The organism is Bacillus hominis (genome assembly GCF_030348325.1).
In the GTDB taxonomy this organism is placed as follows: domain Bacteria; phylum Bacillota; class Bacilli; order Bacillales; family Bacillaceae_G; genus Bacillus_A; species Bacillus_A hominis.
Map to the genome: position 1 here is coordinate 4,663,339 of NZ_JAUCFS010000005.1, position 18,865 is coordinate 4,682,203.

The window sequence follows — 18,865 nt, forward strand, 5'->3', positions numbered from 1 at the left end:
AATAGAAAAAAACATTTCATATGAATCATGAAATGTTTTTCTTTTTGTCATTTTCTCTTTTTTTCATGTAATGGTTCAACAATTACTTTTTCAATTATCATATTAAAAATCGAAATACAAATTGCCGCAACAATCGCTACACCAAATCCAGATATATTAAAGGCGTCCCCTAATAATGAATCCGTCATCTTTAACGTAATCGCATTAATAACAATTAAGAAGAAACCGAAAGTTACAAGAGTAATTGGTAGCGTAATTAAAATTAAAAGCGGCTTTACAAATACGTTTAAAATCGCCAATATAATACTCGCAATAATTGCAGTTTGTATATTTGCTATGTAAAATGCGTCTGGTGCAACCCCTTTTAAAAGTCCGGATACAGCGATTAACACAATACTATTTACAAGAAGTGATACAATCCATCTCATTTCCTTACACATCCTTTTAACATATATATTTCATCATACGCTAATAGACAATAAACGCAAGTAACACGCAAACTCTTATACCAATTTATTCTATTCTTTATACTTGTATACCTACTAACAATCTTACCAGTTTCCCTTAGTTAAATAAAAACCGAGTGTAATTTCCACTCGGTTTTATTTAACAACTTATTGTGATAACTCTACTTCTTTTATTTTCTCTTTCATTCTTGCTTTATCACGATCTAAAATCTCTTTTAAATACTTACCTGTATACGAGCGTTCTTCTTTCACTACTTGTTCTGGCGTTCCGGAAGCAACAATTTGTCCGCCTTTGTCTCCGCCTTCCGGCCCAAGATCAACGATATAATCAGCTGTTTTAATAACATCTAAATTATGCTCGATTACAAGTACTGTCTCCCCGCTTTCAACAAGACGTTGCAACACTTCTAGAAGACGTGCAATATCATGTGCATGTAAGCCAGTCGTCGGCTCATCTAAAATGTATAACGTACGCCCTGTAGAACGACGATGTAATTCAGAAGCTAATTTCACACGCTGCGCCTCACCACCTGATAACGTCGTAGCTGGTTGTCCTAATTTCATATAACCAAGCCCTACATCTACAAGTGTTTGAAGTTTACGCTTAATTTTCGGGATGTTAGCAAAGAACTCTACCCCATCTTCAATTGTCATCCCTAACACTTCAGAAATATTCTTATCTTTATATTTCACTTCTAACGTTTCACGGTTGTAACGTTTACCGTGACAAACTTCACACGGAACATACACGTCTGGTAAGAAATGCATTTCAATTTTAATAATTCCATCACCACGACACGCTTCACAACGGCCGCCTTTTACGTTAAAGCTGAAACGTCCTTTTTGATATCCACGCACTTTCGCTTCATTCGTTTGCGCAAACACATCACGAATATCATCGAATACACCTGTATATGTTGCTGGGTTGGAACGTGGTGTACGCCCGATTGGTGATTGATCAATATCAATAACTTTATCTAACTGCTCAAGACCTTTAATTTCTTTATGAGCCCCTGGCTTCGCTTTCGCTTTATATAACTTTTGAGCTAACGATTTATATAGCACTTCATTAATCATCGTACTTTTTCCAGAGCCAGATACGCCTGTCACTGCTACAAATGTTCCTAGAGGGAATGACATCTTCGCATTTTTCAAGTTATTTTCTTTCGCACCGACAATCTCCACTTTACGTCCATCACCTTTACGTCTTTCAAGTGGTACCGGAATAAACTCTTTACCGCTTAAATATTTCCCTGTTAATGAATTCTCGTCTTGCATAACTTCAGCTGGTGTACCTGCTGATACAACTTGACCACCATGAATACCTGCACCAGGTCCGATATCAAGTAAATAATCAGCAGCCATCATCGTATCTTCATCATGCTCAACAACGATTAACGTATTTCCTAAATCACGCATTTCCTGCAATGTACGAATAAGACGATCATTATCGCGCTGATGCAAACCAATAGAAGGCTCATCGAGGATATACAGTACGCCAGTAAGGCGAGAACCAATTTGCGTTGCTAAACGAATACGCTGCGCCTCACCACCTGATAAAGTTCCTGCTGCACGACTTAACGTTAAATAATCTAAACCGACGTTCACTAAGAACCCAACGCGTTCCTGAATTTCTCTTAAAATTAAATGAGCAATTTTTTGTTGTTTCTCAGTTAACTCAACATTCGAGAAGAACTCCTGTACTTCTTGAACAGAATATTTCGTTACATCAGCAATCGTTTTATCACCAACGAAAACAGCTAAACTCTCAGGCTTTAAGCGTCCGCCTTTACACTTTGGACAAGCTTGCTCCGCCATATATTTCTCCATTTGCTCACGAACATAATCAGAACTCGTCTCACGATAACGACGCTCGATATTCGGAATAACACCTTCAAATAAAATCTCATTTTCCTTTACTTGACCAAATTCATTCACATAGCGGAAATAAACCTTCTCTTCCCCGCTTCCGTACAACACTTTATCAAATAAATCCTTCGGTATATCTTTCACCGGCATATCCATATCGATGCCGTAATGATTACACACAGATTTTAATAATTGCGGGTAATATTGTGAACTTGTCGGTTCCCAAGGAGCAATCGCATGTTCATTTAATGATACATCCCAGTTCGGAATAACAAGCTCTAAATCTACCTCTAACTTCGAGCCAAGTCCATCACAAGAAGGACACGCGCCGAACGGACTATTGAACGAGAACATACGCGGCTCTAATTCTCCGATTGAAAAACCACAATGCGGACAAGCATGATGTTCACTAAATAGAAGTTCTTCCTCTCCCATTACATCGATTAAAACTCGGCCCCCGCCAAGCTTTAAAGCACTTTCGAGTGAATCTGCAAGTCGGCTTGCAATTCCTTCTTTCACAACAATACGGTCAATAACAACTTCAATTGAATGCTTCTTATTTTTTTCTAACGTAATCTCTTCAGATACATCCAGCATCTCTCCATCAACGCGCACACGAACATAACCTTGCTTCTTAATATCTTCTAATACTTTCACATGCGTACCTTTACGCCCTGACACGATAGGCGCTAGCACTTGCAACTTCGTACGTTCAGGATATTCAAGAACACGGTCTACCATCTGTTCCACTGTTTGTGATGTAATTTCAATTCCATGATTCGGACAAATCGGCGTACCAATTCGTGCGAATAATAAACGTAAATAATCATAAATCTCTGTTACCGTTCCAACCGTTGAACGTGGATTACGACTCGTCGTTTTTTGATCAATTGAAATCGCTGGAGATAAACCCTCAATCGTATCAACATCCGGCTTATCCATTTGCCCTAAAAACTGGCGCGCATACGCGGATAAAGATTCCACGTATCTGCGCTGCCCTTCCGCATAAATCGTATCAAATGCTAACGATGATTTTCCTGAACCAGACAATCCCGTCACAACAACAAGCTGATTTCTCGGAATGGTTACGTCAATATTTTTTAAATTATGCGCTCTAGCACCTTTTACAACAATAAAATCCTTACTCACTCTTTTCACCCTTCCGCTTTTAATTCTAATAGTAAATCTCTTAATTCAGCTGCACGCTCGAAATCTAACGCTTTTGCTGCTTCTTTCATCTCTGCTTCCATCTTCGCAATTGTATTTTCACGTTCTTTTTTCGTCATCTTCTTAGCTGGTGCTGTTTCATACGTTTCCGTATCCTCAGCTGCTGTTGTCGCACGAATAACGTCACGTACTCCTTTTTGAATCGTCTTCGGCGTAATACCATGCTCTTTATTGTAAGCTTCTTGCAACTGGCGACGACGCTGCGTTTCTTCAATCGCAATTCCCATTGATCTTGTTATACGATCTGCGTACATAATAACGCGGCCGTTTTCATTACGTGCCGCACGACCAATTGTTTGAATTAATGAACGCTCTGAACGTAGGAATCCTTCCTTATCAGCATCTAAAATAGCTACAAGTGATACTTCTGGAATATCTAATCCTTCTCTTAATAAGTTAATACCGACAAGTACATCAAACTTACCAAGGCGAAGGTCACGAATAATTTCAATACGTTCTAACGTTTTAATTTCAGAGTGAAGATAGTTCACTTTAATTCCTACATCTTTTAAGTAATCCGTTAAATCCTCTGACATTTTTTTCGTTAAAGTCGTAATTAATACACGTTCATTTTTTGCAATACGATCTTGAATCTCTCCTAATAAATCGTCAATTTGACCTTCAATTGGTCGTACATCAATTGGTGGATCTAAAAGCCCTGTTGGACGAATAATTTGTTCTATTACTTCCGGTGACTGCTCTAACTCGTATGGTCCTGGCGTTGCCGAAACGTAAATAACTTGATTCGTTTTCTCTTCAAACTCATCAAATGTGAGCGGTCTATTATCTAAAGCTGATGGCAGACGGAATCCATGATCCACAAGCACTTGCTTACGTGCTTGGTCCCCGTTATACATCGCTCTTACTTGCGGAACCGATACATGCGACTCATCCATAACAATTAAGAAATCCTCTGGAAAATAGTCCAAAAGTGTATATGGTGTTGAACCTGCTGGACGAAGTGTTAAATGACGGGAATAGTTTTCAATCCCTGAACAAAAACCCATCTCACGCATCATTTCTAAATCATAACGTGTACGTTGTTCTATGCGCTGCGCTTCTAACAATTTACCGTTATCATTTAATTCTTTTAAACGCTCTTCTAATTCTTTCTCTATATTTTCAATAGCTACCTTCAGCTTTTCTTCACGTGTAACGAAGTGAGATGCCGGGAAGATTGCTACATGATCACGTTCTGCTAATACTTCACCCGTTAATGCATTTACTTCTCGAATACGATCTATTTCATCTCCGAAAAATTCAATTCGAATACAATGTTCGTCAAGTGATGCAGGGAAAATTTCAACTACATCTCCGCGCACACGGAATGTACCACGCTTGAAATCAATATCATTACGTCCATACTGTACATCAACAAGTTCACGAAGCAATTGATTGCGGTCCTTTTCCATACCAACTCGAAGTGAAACAACTAACTCGCGGTATTCTTCCGGAGAACCTAAACCGTATATGCACGATACACTCGCAACGATAATAACATCATCTCGTTCAAATAAGGAAGACGTTGCCGAGTGGCGTAATTTATCGATTTCATCGTTAATTTGCGCATCTTTTTCAATAAACGTATCCGTATGTGGTACGTACGCTTCTGGCTGATAATAATCGTAATAACTAACAAAATACTCAACAGAATTGTTAGGAAAGAAATCTTTCAGCTCACTATATAACTGCCCTGCTAACGTTTTATTATGAGCCATCACAAGTGTTGGCTTCTGCACTTCTTTAATGACATTTGAAATCGTAAATGTCTTACCCGTCCCTGTCGCTCCAAGCAACACTTGCTTTTTCTTTCCACTATTAATTCCCTCTACAAGCTTCTCTATCGCCCCCGGCTGATCACCTTGCGGGGAATATTCTGAGATAATTTCAAATGGATGTTCCAACTAAAAACCGACCTCCTCATAAAAATCTGTATTATTATTTTACCACGAATGCTCATAAAAAACCTAAAAAAACGAACAGATATTCGGTAAAACTTTCGACAATATATACATAAAAAAGGAAGGAATAAATACTTCCTTCCTCTACTAACTCTATTTTTTAGGTACATATAATAGGTCATATCCATTGCGCCCATTTTCATTCGTACAATCTATTAACCTATAACCTGTTTCTAATTCACGTTGCTCTTTAACAATCCTTTTACAACTATCTTTATGTAACCCTTTATGGTCACCAGCAAATTGGTCTTGTCTATTATCTAACACATAAAGTATATCTTTCTCACTATGCTCTAACGTTTGAAAAACCGGATCACCTTCATCTGTATAATTTACAATTCTTATTTTATCAACTTCCCCTTGTTCCACATTCAAAACGAACTTTTCGAATTTATCCAGATTAGAAATTTCTGCCCCCTTTGCAACGACATCATTCTTCTTATCAATTGCACTGTTAGGTTGTGAGCATGCTACTAAGCTAAAGAGAACTAGGCATATAAAACCGCTTCTTTTTTCTATTGTCAGCCTCTCCTATAAAAATTATTTGTATACCCAAAAAGCTACTTTCCTCTATGAAAGTAGCTTCTCGTTTTCTTTCTCCTTCTTCGGAAAAATCACATATGAAAATGAAATTGCAGTATCCACTAAAAGAATAATAGCCCACACTTGGCTTACACGGCTTGCTGCTTTATTTAAAACGATTCCTGACTCTAACCAATTGCTCCACTGTTCAAATGGAATAAATCCATACGCGAAGAAAAAGAAAATATGCACAGCGACGAATAAAACAAGGTGTAGTACCCAAGTTTTCATTTCTTGCTTCGCATAGGCCATGCCTGTTAATTCTACCTGTTCTTCAATAATAGGCGCTGGTTCATTCCGCCATTTAGCAACTAATTTTCGCACATATATATCTAATTTCTTCAAATCCTTTTTTCCATAAAAAACTGCATATAATAAAATGATTACCGTAATGATTTGAAAATTAGAGAACTTCCCTGTTTGATAATAGTCCACTACCCCTAAAGTTAAAATAAACACTTCATTTACGAGTAGCACAATCCCCATAATAAAACTCGCCTTTTTCAAACGGAATCCGTAACGGAGTAAAAAGAAACCGATAGCCGATAACCAAAATACAATCTCTGCACCAATTAAAAAATACCACCGATATTCTGCCAGTATACTCATTTATCTCTCTCCCTTTCATCATATATACGAAAAGCCTCATCCATATATACTAGAAGCTCTTCCTCAATTGGATACATACTCATTTTCTGTGAATCTTCTTTTGACTTTCTTACTTCCCACAATTTATCTAAAAATGTTTCATCACCATTTGCCATCTCTAAACACTTCTGCATTAATTTCTTTGTTGCGCCTTGTACTTCATCACATGATGCTTCCTTACCGTCTTTCATAAAGTTACGTAGTTGCTTTAATAAATCTACCCACTCTAAAACATTCGGATCTTCTTCACTCATGTTCGGCAAATTATGAAGCAACTTTTGTTCTTCCTTAGAAAAAACTTCATTTTGGAACATTTCACGTATTCGAGGAGACTGTTTCGAAAGCTGAATAAGTTCAAACATAACTTTCCAATCCAGTTCCCCTTCCACATCTACTGAATAAACAACCGCTTGTAAAATACGTTCCATTCGATTAAATTTCTTCTGTTCATCTTGTACAAACTTAAGTTGCTTTCCAAGCGATACTTTTAAATTGAGCTCACCCGTTATTAACATATTCGTAATCTCTTTTAACGAAAAACCCATTTCTTTTAAAAATAAAATTTGCTGCAAACGAACAACGTCTCTCTCGCTATATAACCGATGTCCTCCATCAGTTTTTCCACTCGGCTTTAATAAATCGATTTGATCATAATAACGTAACGTCCTTACTGTAACCCCTGTTTCCCTCGTTAGTTCTTGAATCGAAATCAACTCCATCACCTCTTCTCCTTCATTATAAAAGATGACGTAACGTAACTTTCAAGTAGTTTGTAAAAAAAATACAAAAAGCTGTTTATACCCTTTGTATAAACAGCTTTTATGGAAGAAAACCCTTTTGTATAGCACGTCCACAAGATAAAATAATTGCCCCAACAACAACACTTATTGCTGTTTTATGATAATGCGCTAAAACTAATAAATAGTATGATAAACCTACAGCACCAATCATAATACATACACTTGGCACTGGATTACGAGAGAAGTTTTGCATCCCCCACAAAATTGCAAATATAGCCGTCGCAACGCATAATACCGCTAATCCCATCCCGTTTCCCCTTTATATATTTATTTGATGTCCCTTGTTGCTAATACACTCGTCGATGCCACGCTAATTAACAGTCCAAAAATAACTATATATAATGATTCATTTACATCCACGATCTCTCTATCTAAATACTTATTCACGCAAAGGTACGAGGTAAAAAGTAAAAAGAAACCTACCATACAAACCATAAAATATTGCTGCATTTTTTTCATGACCCTCTCATCTAATGCAGGTACGCCTTCTTCTTTTAATCGCCTTTTCTCCCTATACTCAGACACAGCATATAAAATAATAAGAGCTACATTTGAAATCAATATCGTTCCCCACGAAATATTTAAAATGACTAAACTCGTATTTAAAAGAATTCCCGCTAAAAATAGACTCCCTAAAAATCTCATAACCCCTTGTTTATTCATACACGATCAGCCTCTTTTTTATTTCTATATTTCCACTTCGGCCAATAATTCACAACGAAATAAACAAACTGCCCTAGTACAAATAAAACAAATGGCATACCAGCATTTCCGTAAACAATTAAATTATATATACTCCATATCGCTAAACTAGTTGTTAAAAATAACCCTAAATATTTAAACGCTTTATCCGATTGAAATCTCTCAAACTCATCGTTCATTTTCTCTCCCCTTACTCTAGCGTAAATATTTCCTCTACCTTCATTCCAAAATATTTGGCGATTTTTAAGGATAACTCTAGACTCGGGTTATAGTGGTGGTTCTCAATTGCCACGATTGTCTGCCGCGTCACTTGCATCGCCTTTGCCATTTCAATTTGTGTTATGTGATTTTGCTTTCGCAATTCCTTAATTATATTTTTTACACCCATAGGTTCCACCTTCAAAAGTAAAGATATCTTTACTTTAATTATAAATATTTTCCAGTTACAAGTAAAGATGAGTTTACAAAAAAAGGTAAAAAAGAGACATCTATAAGATGCCTCTTTTCTACTACATAAAGCCTAACGCGTATACAAGAACATATCCAAGTACCGAAAGGCAAACCGAGCCAATTAACCCTGCCACGAATGCCCTACTTCCTAATTTGCGGAACGTTTTAAACTCTACATTTAAACCGAGTCCTGCCATCGCCATTGCAATAAGCATGTACGCAATGACTACAATATATCCGGCAACAACTTCTGGTATAATCCCAAGCGAATGCACCGCACTCATTGCTAAAAATCCGAAGATGAACCAAGGAATCGGAAGATCGCGCCACGATCTTTTTTCTTTGCTTCCCTCGCTCTTACCAAACCATAATCCAATTAAAATCGCTACTGGAACAAGCATCGCTACGCGCGTTAATTTCACAATAACTGCGATGTCTACAGCCGTGCTACCGCCTGGTGCGGCCGCCGCGATAACGTGGGCGATTTCATGTAGTGTCGCTCCCGAGAACACGCCATATCCGTACGGAGATAAGCCAAGCACTGGATATAATAGCGTATAAATAAGCGTAAATATTGTACCTAAAATAGCAATAATTGCAGCACCGACCGCCGTTTCATCATCCTTCGCTTTCACTTGCGGTGCAATTGCGACGACCGCGGCCGCGCCACAAATCGCCGTTCCGCACGCCGTTAAAATCCCTAATTTCTTTTCTACTTTAAATACTTTCGTTAGTCCATATACAACGAAAATGGTAAATGTAATAACAACCGCTGCGATGACCAATACTTTCGGCCCCGCCTTCGCAATATCTACAAGGTTTAACCGCATTCCAAGTAAGATGATCCCAAAGCGTAGCAACTTCTTACTTGCAAAGTTCGTTCCCGCTAGCGCTTCTTGCGGAACTCCGATAGCCGCTCGCCAAATCATCCCAATTAGAATAGCAATTACTAATTGTCCCATAATATTTAAAAACGGAAGCCCTGCTAAATATTTCGCGGCAATGGCGATTAATAATGTAATCCCAATACCTTGCGAAAATCCAAAGCCCTTCTTCTTTTGTATAACAAGTGTTTGTTCCACCTTGTACCACCCCAATAATCATATTGGAACATGCATGTTCTTTCTAGTTACATTATAAAAGAATTTTTATAATAAGTTTAATATCAATATTGAATCTCTATCATCAGAAATACTTATGATAAGATGAAGGAAAAACGAAAGGAGCTTAGCAAATGAACGTAGATATTTTAAAGATTTTTGTTACGGTCGTTGAACAGAAACATTTCTCCCGTGCAGCAGAACTATTAAACCTTTCACAACCCGGCGTAAGTATGCACATTCGCAACTTAGAAAACGAATTTGGGACTACACTTATTCAGCGATCCCCGAAGCACGTCCAAGTTACGGAAGCTGGAAACATATTATACATACATGCAAAGCAAATGCTCTCTCTTTATGAAGATGCTAAGCAGGAAATTAACGAACTACATAACGTTGTAACAGGAACACTTCGCATCGGTGCTAGTTTTACAATTGGTGAATACTTACTTCCGAAAATACTCGCTAACTATGCGAATGAAAATCCACACGTCGAAGTTCATACATTTATCTCAAATACAGAAGAAGTTTTGCAAAGCCTCCGCTCCAATCAAATCGATATCGGCTTAGTGGAAGGCCAGGTCGTATACGCTGACGTGGACGTTGAAACGTTTATGCAAGATGAAATGAAGCTCGTCGTTCCGCCAAATCATCCATTACTTCACATCAAAGATATAAACGAAACTACTCTCCAAGACCAAGTATGGGTATTAAGAGAAAGTGGCTCTGGGACGCGTGCCTATAGCGATCGTTTCATTCATCAACATCATTTAAAAATGAAACGATTCTTTACATTTAGTAGTATTCAAAGCGTAAAGGAAGCCGTCGCTGCCGGGCTCGGCATCGCTATACTTTCTGACTGGACCGTGCGGAAAGAACTACTAGCCAAAGAACTATTCCACATCGAAGTTCCAAATGAAAAACTAATCCGCCCATTCTCCATCGTGCGCGGCAAATATTTCATCCCGTCTAAAGCCATTCAAGTGTTTTTAAATCATGTAGATTCTTTTGCGAAAAAACAGAGTTGACCTTCACATTAGTGTGAAGGTTTACAATACATGTAAAAGGAGTGAAATGCAGTGCGAATTGGAGAGTTATCAAAAGAAACTGGCGTTAGCGAGAGATCACTAAGACATTATGAAGAAAAGGGATTACTTCCTTCGAAGCGCCTCACAAATGGCTACCGTGATTTTGATGACAGTGCCATCGAAAAAGTAGAGCTTATTCAAATATACTTACAGCTCGGCTTAAATTTAGAAGAGACAGCAAGAATGCTGCGTTGCCTTGAAATCGAGCCGCACCTGTACGAAAATCCGTGCAGTAGCATCCTTGAGCTTTACGAAGATAAGCTCAAGGAAGTAACAAGGCAAATCTCATTACTTTCCAACATTCAAACGAATTTACAAAAACACGTTTCACTCCTAAAACAAGCAAAAGAAAAGGGATGATTACATGTTTGTTATACACGGCAGTTCAAGACGAAACGGGAATACAGAAGCCTTAACACATATGATGATTGATGGAATTGAAGCAGAACAAATTTATTTGCGTGATCATACCATTTATCCTATTACAGATCAGCGCCATGATGCAGAAGGATTTCAACCTGTAAATGATGACTATGGGCAGTTAACCAAACGCATGCTAGAGCACGACACGATTATCTTCACTACACCGCTATACTGGTACGGAATGAGTGGCCATATGAAAAATTTCGTTGATCGCTGGTCACAAAGCTTGCGCGATACATCTCTTCATTTTAAAGAGAAAATGAAAGGGAAAAAGATGTACGTTGTAATCGTTGGCGGAGACAATCCAAAACTGAAGGCATTGCCACTTATCGCCCAGTTCCAGTACATCTTTGATTTTGTTGGTTCTTCATTTGAAGGATATGTTATTGGGGATGCGAATGGATTAGATGAAATCAAAAATGATGCTGAAGCACTCGCAAAGGCACAACTGTATAATAACGAATTTAAAAATCACAAACAGAAATAAGTTTGACAAACTCTTTTGTATGCGCATACAATAAAAATAATATTATGAAAGGAAGGTACTTTGACCAATGAAGTTCTAATTCTCTTATTTATTTCATCCATCACAAATAGTGAACAAAAATGATGAAAACTAGCAGAGGATTAGTCTGTCCATTTGTCGATACTTTCTTTCGAAACGATCATGTAAAAAATCGTTTATTTATGTACGATTTTTACATGCAAGGGCGACGTTTATCCTCTCTAGTGAAACTAGGGAGGTTTTTTTATGACTATTTTATTCGCACGTAATATTGAAAAGAGCTTTGGTGATCGCACCCTATTTACATTACCATCACTGGAAATTCAAGCAAACGATCGTATAGGAATTGTCGGAGTCAACGGAGCTGGAAAATCTACGTTACTACAAATATTAAGTAAAGAAATAGAAGCTGACAAAGGTACAGTAACTCATCATGGTTCTATCTCCATCATTCCTCAGCTTAGCGAGGAACTACCGAAAACCGCTTCTTCTCTCGCAAAAGGAAAATGGAGTATTTCAAACGTTGCAGATTCAATGAGCGGCGGCGAACGAATGCGTCTAAAGATTGCCCATGCTCTCGAACAAGATGCAGGCATTCTATTCGCTGATGAACCAACAAGCCACTTAGATATGTTCGGTACAGAGCAGTTAGAAAAGGCACTTTTATCTTATAAAGGGGCACTTGTTTTAATATCACACGATCGTGATTTTCTAAATACTATATGTACAAAAATCATCGAAATTGAAGATGGCACTATTCAAGAGTATAAAGGAAATTATTCAAACTATCGAAAGCAAAAAGAACGTGAGCGAATACAAAAACAAGCAGAATATGAGCAATATATAAAAGAAAAAAATCGTTTAGAGCAGTCAATTTTACAAAGAAAGCAAAGCGCTTCTAGTATGACAAAAATCCCAACGCGGTTCAGTTCATCTGAATCTAAACTTTATAAGTTAAGCGGGGCTCATGGGCAAGAAAATGTTAGCAAAGCAGCTAAAGCATTAGAGACACGTCTTGAAAAATTAGAAAAGAAGGAAAAACCAAAGGATCTTTCTCAAGCTCAGTTTGACGTGCAATACCATACACCAATTCATAGTAAAGTGGTGGTACAGTTTAATAAAGTAACAAAGAAAATAAGTGACCGCATACTATTTAAAAATATGAGTGGGACTATTGCCCCTGGTGCGAAGCTTGCTATTTTAGGGGCAAATGGAAGTGGAAAAACCACTTTGTTCAACATGCTTCTCGCAAACGAGCGCGGCATTCAGCTTTCGAAAAGTTGTAAAGTTGGATACTTTGAACAAACACTATCAATTTTAAAAACAGATAAAACAATTTTAGAAAATGTTCTAGAAGAAACAAATTATACGGAGTCGTTCGTTCGAACAATACTTGCACGGCTCCTATTCCGCCGTGAAGATGTTCATAAACCTGTGCACGTCTTAAGTGGCGGTGAACGAATGAAGGTTGCACTCGCAAAAGTATTTTTAGGAAACTATAATATGCTTCTGCTCGATGAACCGACAAACTATTTAGACTTAGCAACGCAAGAAGAATTAGAAAGCATGTTACAAGAATATCCTGGGACTATACTTTTCATTAGCCATGATCGCGCCTTTATTCGTTCTGTTGCAGACCATATTCTACAAGTAGATGAGAGCGAGCCAAGAATATTCCACGGCAATTACGAGCAATACACAAAAAGAATAACCGAAGCTTCTGTAAACGTTACTGAACAAGAATTATTGAGGTTACAAACAAAATTAACTGAAATCATCAGCCGGATTTCTATACCAAATCATCACGATGACATCACATTTCTCGAACAAGAATACGAAAAATTATTAGCTCAAATTCAAAAATGTAAAGAAGCGCTCTAATGTCTTCCCTATATATCGACGGGATCTTCTGCATTTCCCAAGAAATATCGCAGCTTCGACATAGAATATCGACTTAAACACAATATCAGCATCAATAACAACAAAAAGCCGTGCATCAGCACGGCTTTTTACTTTATATACGGACAGCAGTCCCGCTCACCGCAACCATTAGCATCCCTTCGCGAACTACTTCGTAGTCCACGTCGATACCAACAATCGCGTTCGCATTTTTTTGTCTTGCGAGAGTTTTCATCTCTTCCATTGCAATGTCGCGCGCTTCTTTTAATTTACTTTCGTAAGCGCCTGAGCGACCACCGACAACGTCGCGGACAGAAGCGAACAGGTCACGCACGATATTCGCCCCCATAATTGCTTCGCCATTGACGATATCGATATAGTCAGTAATCTCTTTCCCTTGAATTGTAGAAGTTGTTGTTACAATCATGCTTTATAGCCTCCCATATAAGATTTCCACTTACTTATGGTGCACTAATTCAGCAGAAATTATATTTATGAACTAAACTGTGCCTCATATAATCGGCTATACCCTCCGCCCTGCTCAATTAATTCCTCATGTGAACCTTGTTCTGCAATACCGTCTTTATTTACAACGACGATGCGATCTGCATTTTTAATAGTTGCAAGCCTGTGAGCGATAACTAACGTTGTACGACCGACAGATAGTTCAGCAAGTGATTTTTGAATAGCAAGTTCCGTCTCTGTGTCTAGCGCAGAAGTTGCTTCATCTAAAATTAAAATTGGCGGGTTTTTCAAGAACATACGGGCAATTGCTAAGCGCTGCTTTTGTCCTCCTGAAAGTTTCACACCACGCTCACCAATAACTGTATCTAAACCGTCTGGTTGCGAGTAAATTAAATCCTCCAACTGGGCACGTTTTACCGCCTGCCAAATTTCTGCTTCTGACGCTTTTAAGTTTCCGTAAGCGATATTTTCACGAATTGTTCCTGAGAATAAGAAAACATCTTGCTGCACAATTCCAATTTGCTTACGAAGTGACGATAACGTCATCTCTTGCGTATCAATGCCATCAATTTGAATCGATCCAGACGATTGTTCATAAAAACGTGGTAATAAACTACATAGTGTTGTTTTCCCTGCCCCTGATGGCCCAACGAACGCAACTGTTTCACCTGCATGTATTTTCAAACTAATATCGTTTAAAATCGGCTCTTTATTTTCATATCCGAACGTGATGTTATTGTATTGAATATCACCGTGTACATGTTTAACTTCTATTGCATCTTTAGAATCTACAATATCCGGCTCTGTTTCCAGAAGTTCTACATATCTTTTAAAACCAGCGATTCCTTTCGGATAACTTTCAATAACCGCATTAATTTTTTCAATTGGGCGGAAGAAAATATTCGTTAACAAAACAAATCCAATAAATCCACCGTACGTTAATTCACCTTGCAGTACGAACCATGTACCACATATTAATACAAAGAGTGTTACAAGGCGCATCAGCATATAACTAACAGATGAGTTTAACGCCATAATTTTATACGCCATTAATTTCGTTGTACGGAAACGAGCATTGTTTACAGCAAATTGCTCTTTCTCAAACTTTTCATTTCCGAATGCTTGTACAACGCGGATACCACCAACATTGTTCTCAATACATGCATTGAAATCAGCAACGTCTGAGAATAAACGTCTAAACGTACCTGTCATTTTTTTGTTGAAGTAAAGTGCCAACCATAATAAGAACGGGATTACAAAGAATGTTAGAAGTGCTAACTTCCAGTTAATCATCATCATGAATGAAAATGCCCCGACTAAAGTCATAACAGCAATGAATAAATCTTCTGGCCCGTGGTGAGCAATTTCCCCAATTTCCATTAAATCGTTTGTAAGACGTGAAATTAAATGACCTGTTTTATTATTATCAAAAAATCTGAATGATAGCTTTTGAATGTGATCAAATAATTTCTGCCTCATATCTGTTTCAATGTTAATCCCTAGCATATGTCCCCAATATGTAACGACATATTGCAAACCTGCGTTTAACATATAAACTGCAAGTAAACCGAAACAAGCCCATAAAATAAGCGTCCAGTTTTGCCCTGGCAATAACTTATCAATAAATTGGTTTACGATAAGTGGGAAGCCAAGTTCCAGTAATCCTGCGATAACTGCACAGGAAAAATCGAGTATAAATAAACCTTTGTACGGTTTATAGTAAGAAAAAAATTTACGTAGCATATTTTTCCTCCCTTTTCCAAATTAAAAGACTCTCTAAATGATAACCATTATCAAATAATTATTCAAGTTATCCGTCTATGAAACTAAAAAAACCTTCATCTGTGTTTGATGAAGGTTTCCATTTTATTTTATATAGCTTCCGAATCCCACTCATGTTCTTGCTGAACAAACACAACACCTAATTCGTGATGTCCCCCGGCATATAATGCCGTTTGAGCAAGACGAAGCTCACCATTTGTATCTAATACTTCTAATTTACAAAATGCTCCTGTCGTCTTCGTTTGAAGTGCATCATAAAACTCTTCGGTACTTCTTGGAATGACTCCATTTACTTTCGTAATAACTTCTCCAGGCTTTAAATTCATCTCCGCCCCAATTGTATTCGGAATTGTATCTAACACAACAAGTCCATCATTACGTGCGGCAAAGTATGCTGGTCTTTTCTCATCCGCAATTTTCTCTTGCACCGAGATCGTGAAACGTCCAAGCATTGCAACTCCCATCGCGATAATTGCGAGTACGTGCCACCAGTAACTTGCGATACCTAAAACGAGTACGAGCCCTGCTAATCCATAGACACGTCTTCCTGTAAATAATAAAGCTTCTGTCGGCTCATAACTTCTAATCTTTCTCATAAATCCAATTAAAAATGGAACGAGGAATAAAGAGTATGTAGTCGAACCTATTGAAACGACAGGCCACCAAGAAATAAATCCTGTCACCGCGTCTCCTGGTATAAGAATAAATACTGGTACAAGCCATAAACGATTTGATTCATGTAGTCCAATTCGTAGCCCACGCTTACCTTTCTTAATTTTCGGCGTAGAATATCGCACTGCATTTTTAGAGATTAATAACCCCTCTACAACGAGCATAACGCCTAGTAAAATAGCAAGGGATACAATCGTACCCTCTTCACCTTCTCCAAGCTGTAAGAAGGAGAATGGCATCTTAGACGATAACAACAAGAATGCAATAGCGATTCCGAAAGTATAAGCTACAGATAAATATCGATACATAGCAGTTAATCCAAATAATAACGTCCAAAGTAAAATTGCCCATAAGCTCGCTTTCGAAACAACAAGCCCCATCCCAATCGTAATAATAGATACGATTAACCCGTACCCAATACCCACAAATAGAGAAGTTCGCAGTTCAAACCAAATATCATATACTTTAAAAGAAAAGTCTTTTCGTTCTCGTAATATACGTAAGTATCCAACGAAGATACTACTAATTAAAAATACATAGACAGCAGGGTGTAAGAAAAAACGTCCAACTGCTCGTAATATTTCAAAAAGCCATGCCTCCACGAATTCATTCACCACCATTTATATCATTTTTTCTTTTTATCTTATCATAACTAAAGAAACGTTTGTTTAACACATAAAAAAATACAGGCATCAAAGTGCCTGTATTCTTTCTTATTTCGCTATCAATTTCAATGCCGTCTGTAATTGTAAATCATTTTCTCCAGAACGGATTTTTTCAATAATTTTAGTTTGAATCGCTTCAGCTGTCTTTTTATCAAGTTGTCCTGTCGCTTCCATCTCATTCGCATTTTGGAATGCTTTCAGTGCTGATTCTGTTTCTTTACTAAAGTATCCATCTTCACGTCCTGGTACATATCCTAAACTCTTAAGCATTTCTTGCGCGTGTTTTACTTGTACATCATTTGAATTGTATGAAAGTGTCTTTTCAATTTGAATTGGTGTCGCATGATAATAATCTGGTTGCTTCACTTCTACAGTTGGCGCGATTCCTTTTTTATGAATCCAATTGCCATCCGGTGTTAACCATTTAAACATCGTTAATTTAATGTTGCTGCCATCTTTAAATGGAACAGCCTGCTGAACAGTACCTTTACCAAACGTTTTTTCACCAATTAAATCGTACCCCTCTCCTTCTTTTAGCGCACCCGCTAAAATCTCTGAAGCAGAAGCACTTCCATTATCAATTAATACTGAAATTGGATATGGCTTTCTTTCTTTCAGTTCAGTGGAGAATTTCTTCTTCTCACCATTTCGCTGTTCTACTTGTAGCATTGGCTTTTTATCTGTCATGATTTCTCCTAGTATTTCTTCTACACTATTTAAATAGCCACCAGGATTACCACGTACGTCAATAACTAAACCTGCTATATGTTTCTTCTCTAACTCTTTTAACTGATCCTTAAATTCTTTCGCAGTATTTTCAGCAAAAGAAGTAATTTGCATATAGCCGATATCTTTTCCGCTCTCTTGCTTTACGGAACTAAATACAGTGAAGATTGGAATCTTTTCACGCTTAATTTTAAATTCTATCGGATCAGCCACTCCTGCGCGCTTAATTTCAATTACAACAGTCGTTCCTTTTTTACCACGAATTTTTAATACTGCTTCTTCACGTGATAAATCTTTCACACTATTCCCATCTACAGATAAAATTTGGTCATTCGGTTTAATTCCTATCTTTTCTGCTGGTGAACCTTTAATTGGCGATACGATAATAAGCTTACCGTCCGTCTTGTTCACTTCAGCTCCAATCCCTTCAAGTTCAGGATCCAGTGACTGACTAAACTGTTTTGCCGTTTCTTTATCCATATACGTGGAATAAGGGTCCTTCAGCGTAGACAACATTCCTTGTATCGCACCTTCGACTAACTTGTCGTCTTTCACGTCTTCCACATAACGTGAATCAATTAGTGCATACGCCTCATTAATCTTTGCCAAATTCCCTTGCGCTGTGCCAGCATTACCATTCGATACTGTTTGCGTTACATACGCTGGGTTTATCCCAAACCAGTACATACCACCAAACATCCCGCCAGCACCAATTAAAAATGCAACAACCATTCCAATAATTGCAACTCTACGTTTCAATGCGGAATTCCCCTTTCCAGAACACACAGGTGGTGTAGCAAAAGGCATCACACGATGTGTGATGCCTTTTCCTAT

The 18,865-nt window shown here is 37.9% G+C and carries 19 protein-coding genes; 4 read left to right on the forward strand and 15 right to left on the reverse strand.

The window, feature by feature from the left end; genetic code table 11:
* Positions 1-47: 47 nt before the first annotated feature.
* The 11 genes from QUF93_RS26970 to QUF93_RS27020 form a co-directional block, all read right to left on the reverse strand.
* Positions 48-428 (reverse strand): phage holin family protein, encoded by a 381-nt coding sequence (locus tag QUF93_RS26970; RefSeq protein ID WP_289360744.1) that lies wholly within the window; start codon positions 426-428, stop codon positions 48-50.
* Between the two features lie 186 nt (positions 429-614).
* Positions 615-3,485: an excinuclease ABC subunit UvrA gene (gene uvrA / locus QUF93_RS26975; protein WP_289360745.1), complete on the reverse strand. Its 2,871-nt coding sequence runs from the start codon at positions 3,483-3,485 to the stop codon at positions 615-617.
* A 5-nt stretch (positions 3,486-3,490) separates the two neighbouring features.
* The gene (uvrB, locus tag QUF93_RS26980) at positions 3,491-5,467 is read right to left on the reverse strand and encodes an excinuclease ABC subunit B (protein ID WP_002124044.1); all 1,977 of its coding nucleotides are present in this window, start codon (positions 5,465-5,467) and stop codon (positions 3,491-3,493) included.
* A 150-nt stretch (positions 5,468-5,617) separates the two neighbouring features.
* Positions 5,618-6,049 (reverse strand): DUF4362 domain-containing protein, encoded by a 432-nt coding sequence (locus tag QUF93_RS26985; RefSeq protein WP_289361021.1) that lies wholly within the window; start codon positions 6,047-6,049, stop codon positions 5,618-5,620.
* Between the two features lie 45 nt (positions 6,050-6,094).
* On the reverse strand, positions 6,095-6,715 hold the full coding sequence (locus QUF93_RS26990) for a hypothetical protein (protein ID WP_289360746.1): 621 nt from the start codon (positions 6,713-6,715) through the stop codon (positions 6,095-6,097).
* Positions 6,712-7,473, reverse strand: a complete 762-nt coding sequence (locus tag QUF93_RS26995) for a MerR family transcriptional regulator (protein ID WP_289360747.1) — start codon at positions 7,471-7,473, stop codon at positions 6,712-6,714. The genes QUF93_RS26990 and QUF93_RS26995 overlap by 4 nt, the downstream gene beginning before the upstream one ends.
* A gap of 100 nt (positions 7,474-7,573) precedes the next feature.
* Positions 7,574-7,801, reverse strand: coding sequence for a hypothetical protein (locus tag QUF93_RS27000; protein ID WP_289360748.1), 228 nt, complete (start codon positions 7,799-7,801; stop codon positions 7,574-7,576).
* Positions 7,802-7,821: 20 nt separating this feature from the next.
* The gene (locus QUF93_RS27005) at positions 7,822-8,217 is read right to left on the reverse strand and encodes an ATPase (RefSeq protein WP_289360749.1); all 396 of its coding nucleotides are present in this window, start codon (positions 8,215-8,217) and stop codon (positions 7,822-7,824) included.
* Entirely contained in the window at positions 8,214-8,435 is a 222-nt protein-coding gene (locus tag QUF93_RS27010) for a hypothetical protein (RefSeq protein ID WP_002124035.1), read from the reverse strand. Before QUF93_RS27010 ends, QUF93_RS27005 begins: the two co-directional genes overlap by 4 nt.
* A gap of 11 nt (positions 8,436-8,446) precedes the next feature.
* Positions 8,447-8,644, reverse strand: coding sequence for a type II toxin-antitoxin system RelB family anti-toxin (locus QUF93_RS27015; RefSeq protein WP_002124033.1), 198 nt, complete (start codon positions 8,642-8,644; stop codon positions 8,447-8,449).
* A 121-nt stretch (positions 8,645-8,765) separates the two neighbouring features.
* Entirely contained in the window at positions 8,766-9,788 is a 1,023-nt protein-coding gene (locus QUF93_RS27020; protein ID WP_289360750.1) for a YeiH family protein, read from the reverse strand.
* 152 nt (positions 9,789-9,940) lie between these two features.
* Here QUF93_RS27020 and QUF93_RS27025 point away from each other — a divergent pair, with 152 nt between their 5' ends.
* From QUF93_RS27025 to abc-f, 4 genes are all read left to right on the forward strand, one after another.
* Positions 9,941-10,834, forward strand: a complete 894-nt coding sequence (locus QUF93_RS27025) for a LysR family transcriptional regulator (protein ID WP_289360751.1) — start codon at positions 9,941-9,943, stop codon at positions 10,832-10,834.
* Between the two features lie 51 nt (positions 10,835-10,885).
* The gene (locus tag QUF93_RS27030) at positions 10,886-11,254 is read left to right on the forward strand and encodes a MerR family transcriptional regulator (RefSeq protein ID WP_289360752.1); all 369 of its coding nucleotides are present in this window, start codon (positions 10,886-10,888) and stop codon (positions 11,252-11,254) included.
* A 4-nt stretch (positions 11,255-11,258) separates the two neighbouring features.
* Positions 11,259-11,804 (forward strand): flavodoxin family protein, encoded by a 546-nt coding sequence (locus QUF93_RS27035; RefSeq protein WP_289360753.1) that lies wholly within the window; start codon positions 11,259-11,261, stop codon positions 11,802-11,804.
* Between the two features lie 264 nt (positions 11,805-12,068).
* Entirely contained in the window at positions 12,069-13,703 is a 1,635-nt protein-coding gene (gene abc-f / locus QUF93_RS27040; RefSeq protein WP_289360754.1) for a ribosomal protection-like ABC-F family protein, read from the forward strand.
* Positions 13,704-13,836: 133 nt separating this feature from the next.
* Here the strand turns inward: abc-f and QUF93_RS27045 are convergent, their stop codons facing one another.
* The 4 genes from QUF93_RS27045 to QUF93_RS27060 all read right to left on the reverse strand — a co-directional run bounded on the left by QUF93_RS27045 (position 13,837) and on the right by QUF93_RS27060 (position 18,790).
* Positions 13,837-14,148 carry a YbjQ family protein gene (locus tag QUF93_RS27045; protein ID WP_199674397.1) on the reverse strand — a complete coding sequence of 104 codons (312 nt, stop codon included), beginning with the start codon at positions 14,146-14,148 and terminating at the stop codon, positions 13,837-13,839.
* Between the two features lie 65 nt (positions 14,149-14,213).
* Entirely contained in the window at positions 14,214-15,929 is a 1,716-nt protein-coding gene (locus QUF93_RS27050; RefSeq protein ID WP_289360755.1) for an ABC transporter ATP-binding protein, read from the reverse strand.
* A gap of 128 nt (positions 15,930-16,057) precedes the next feature.
* On the reverse strand, positions 16,058-17,242 hold the full coding sequence (locus tag QUF93_RS27055; RefSeq protein ID WP_289360756.1) for a PDZ domain-containing protein: 1,185 nt from the start codon (positions 17,240-17,242) through the stop codon (positions 16,058-16,060).
* 111 nt (positions 17,243-17,353) lie between these two features.
* Complete coding sequence (locus QUF93_RS27060) at positions 17,354-18,790, reverse strand: S41 family peptidase (RefSeq protein WP_434476086.1); 1,437 nt, start codon at positions 18,788-18,790, stop codon at positions 17,354-17,356.
* Between the last annotated feature and the right edge of the window lie 75 nt (positions 18,791-18,865).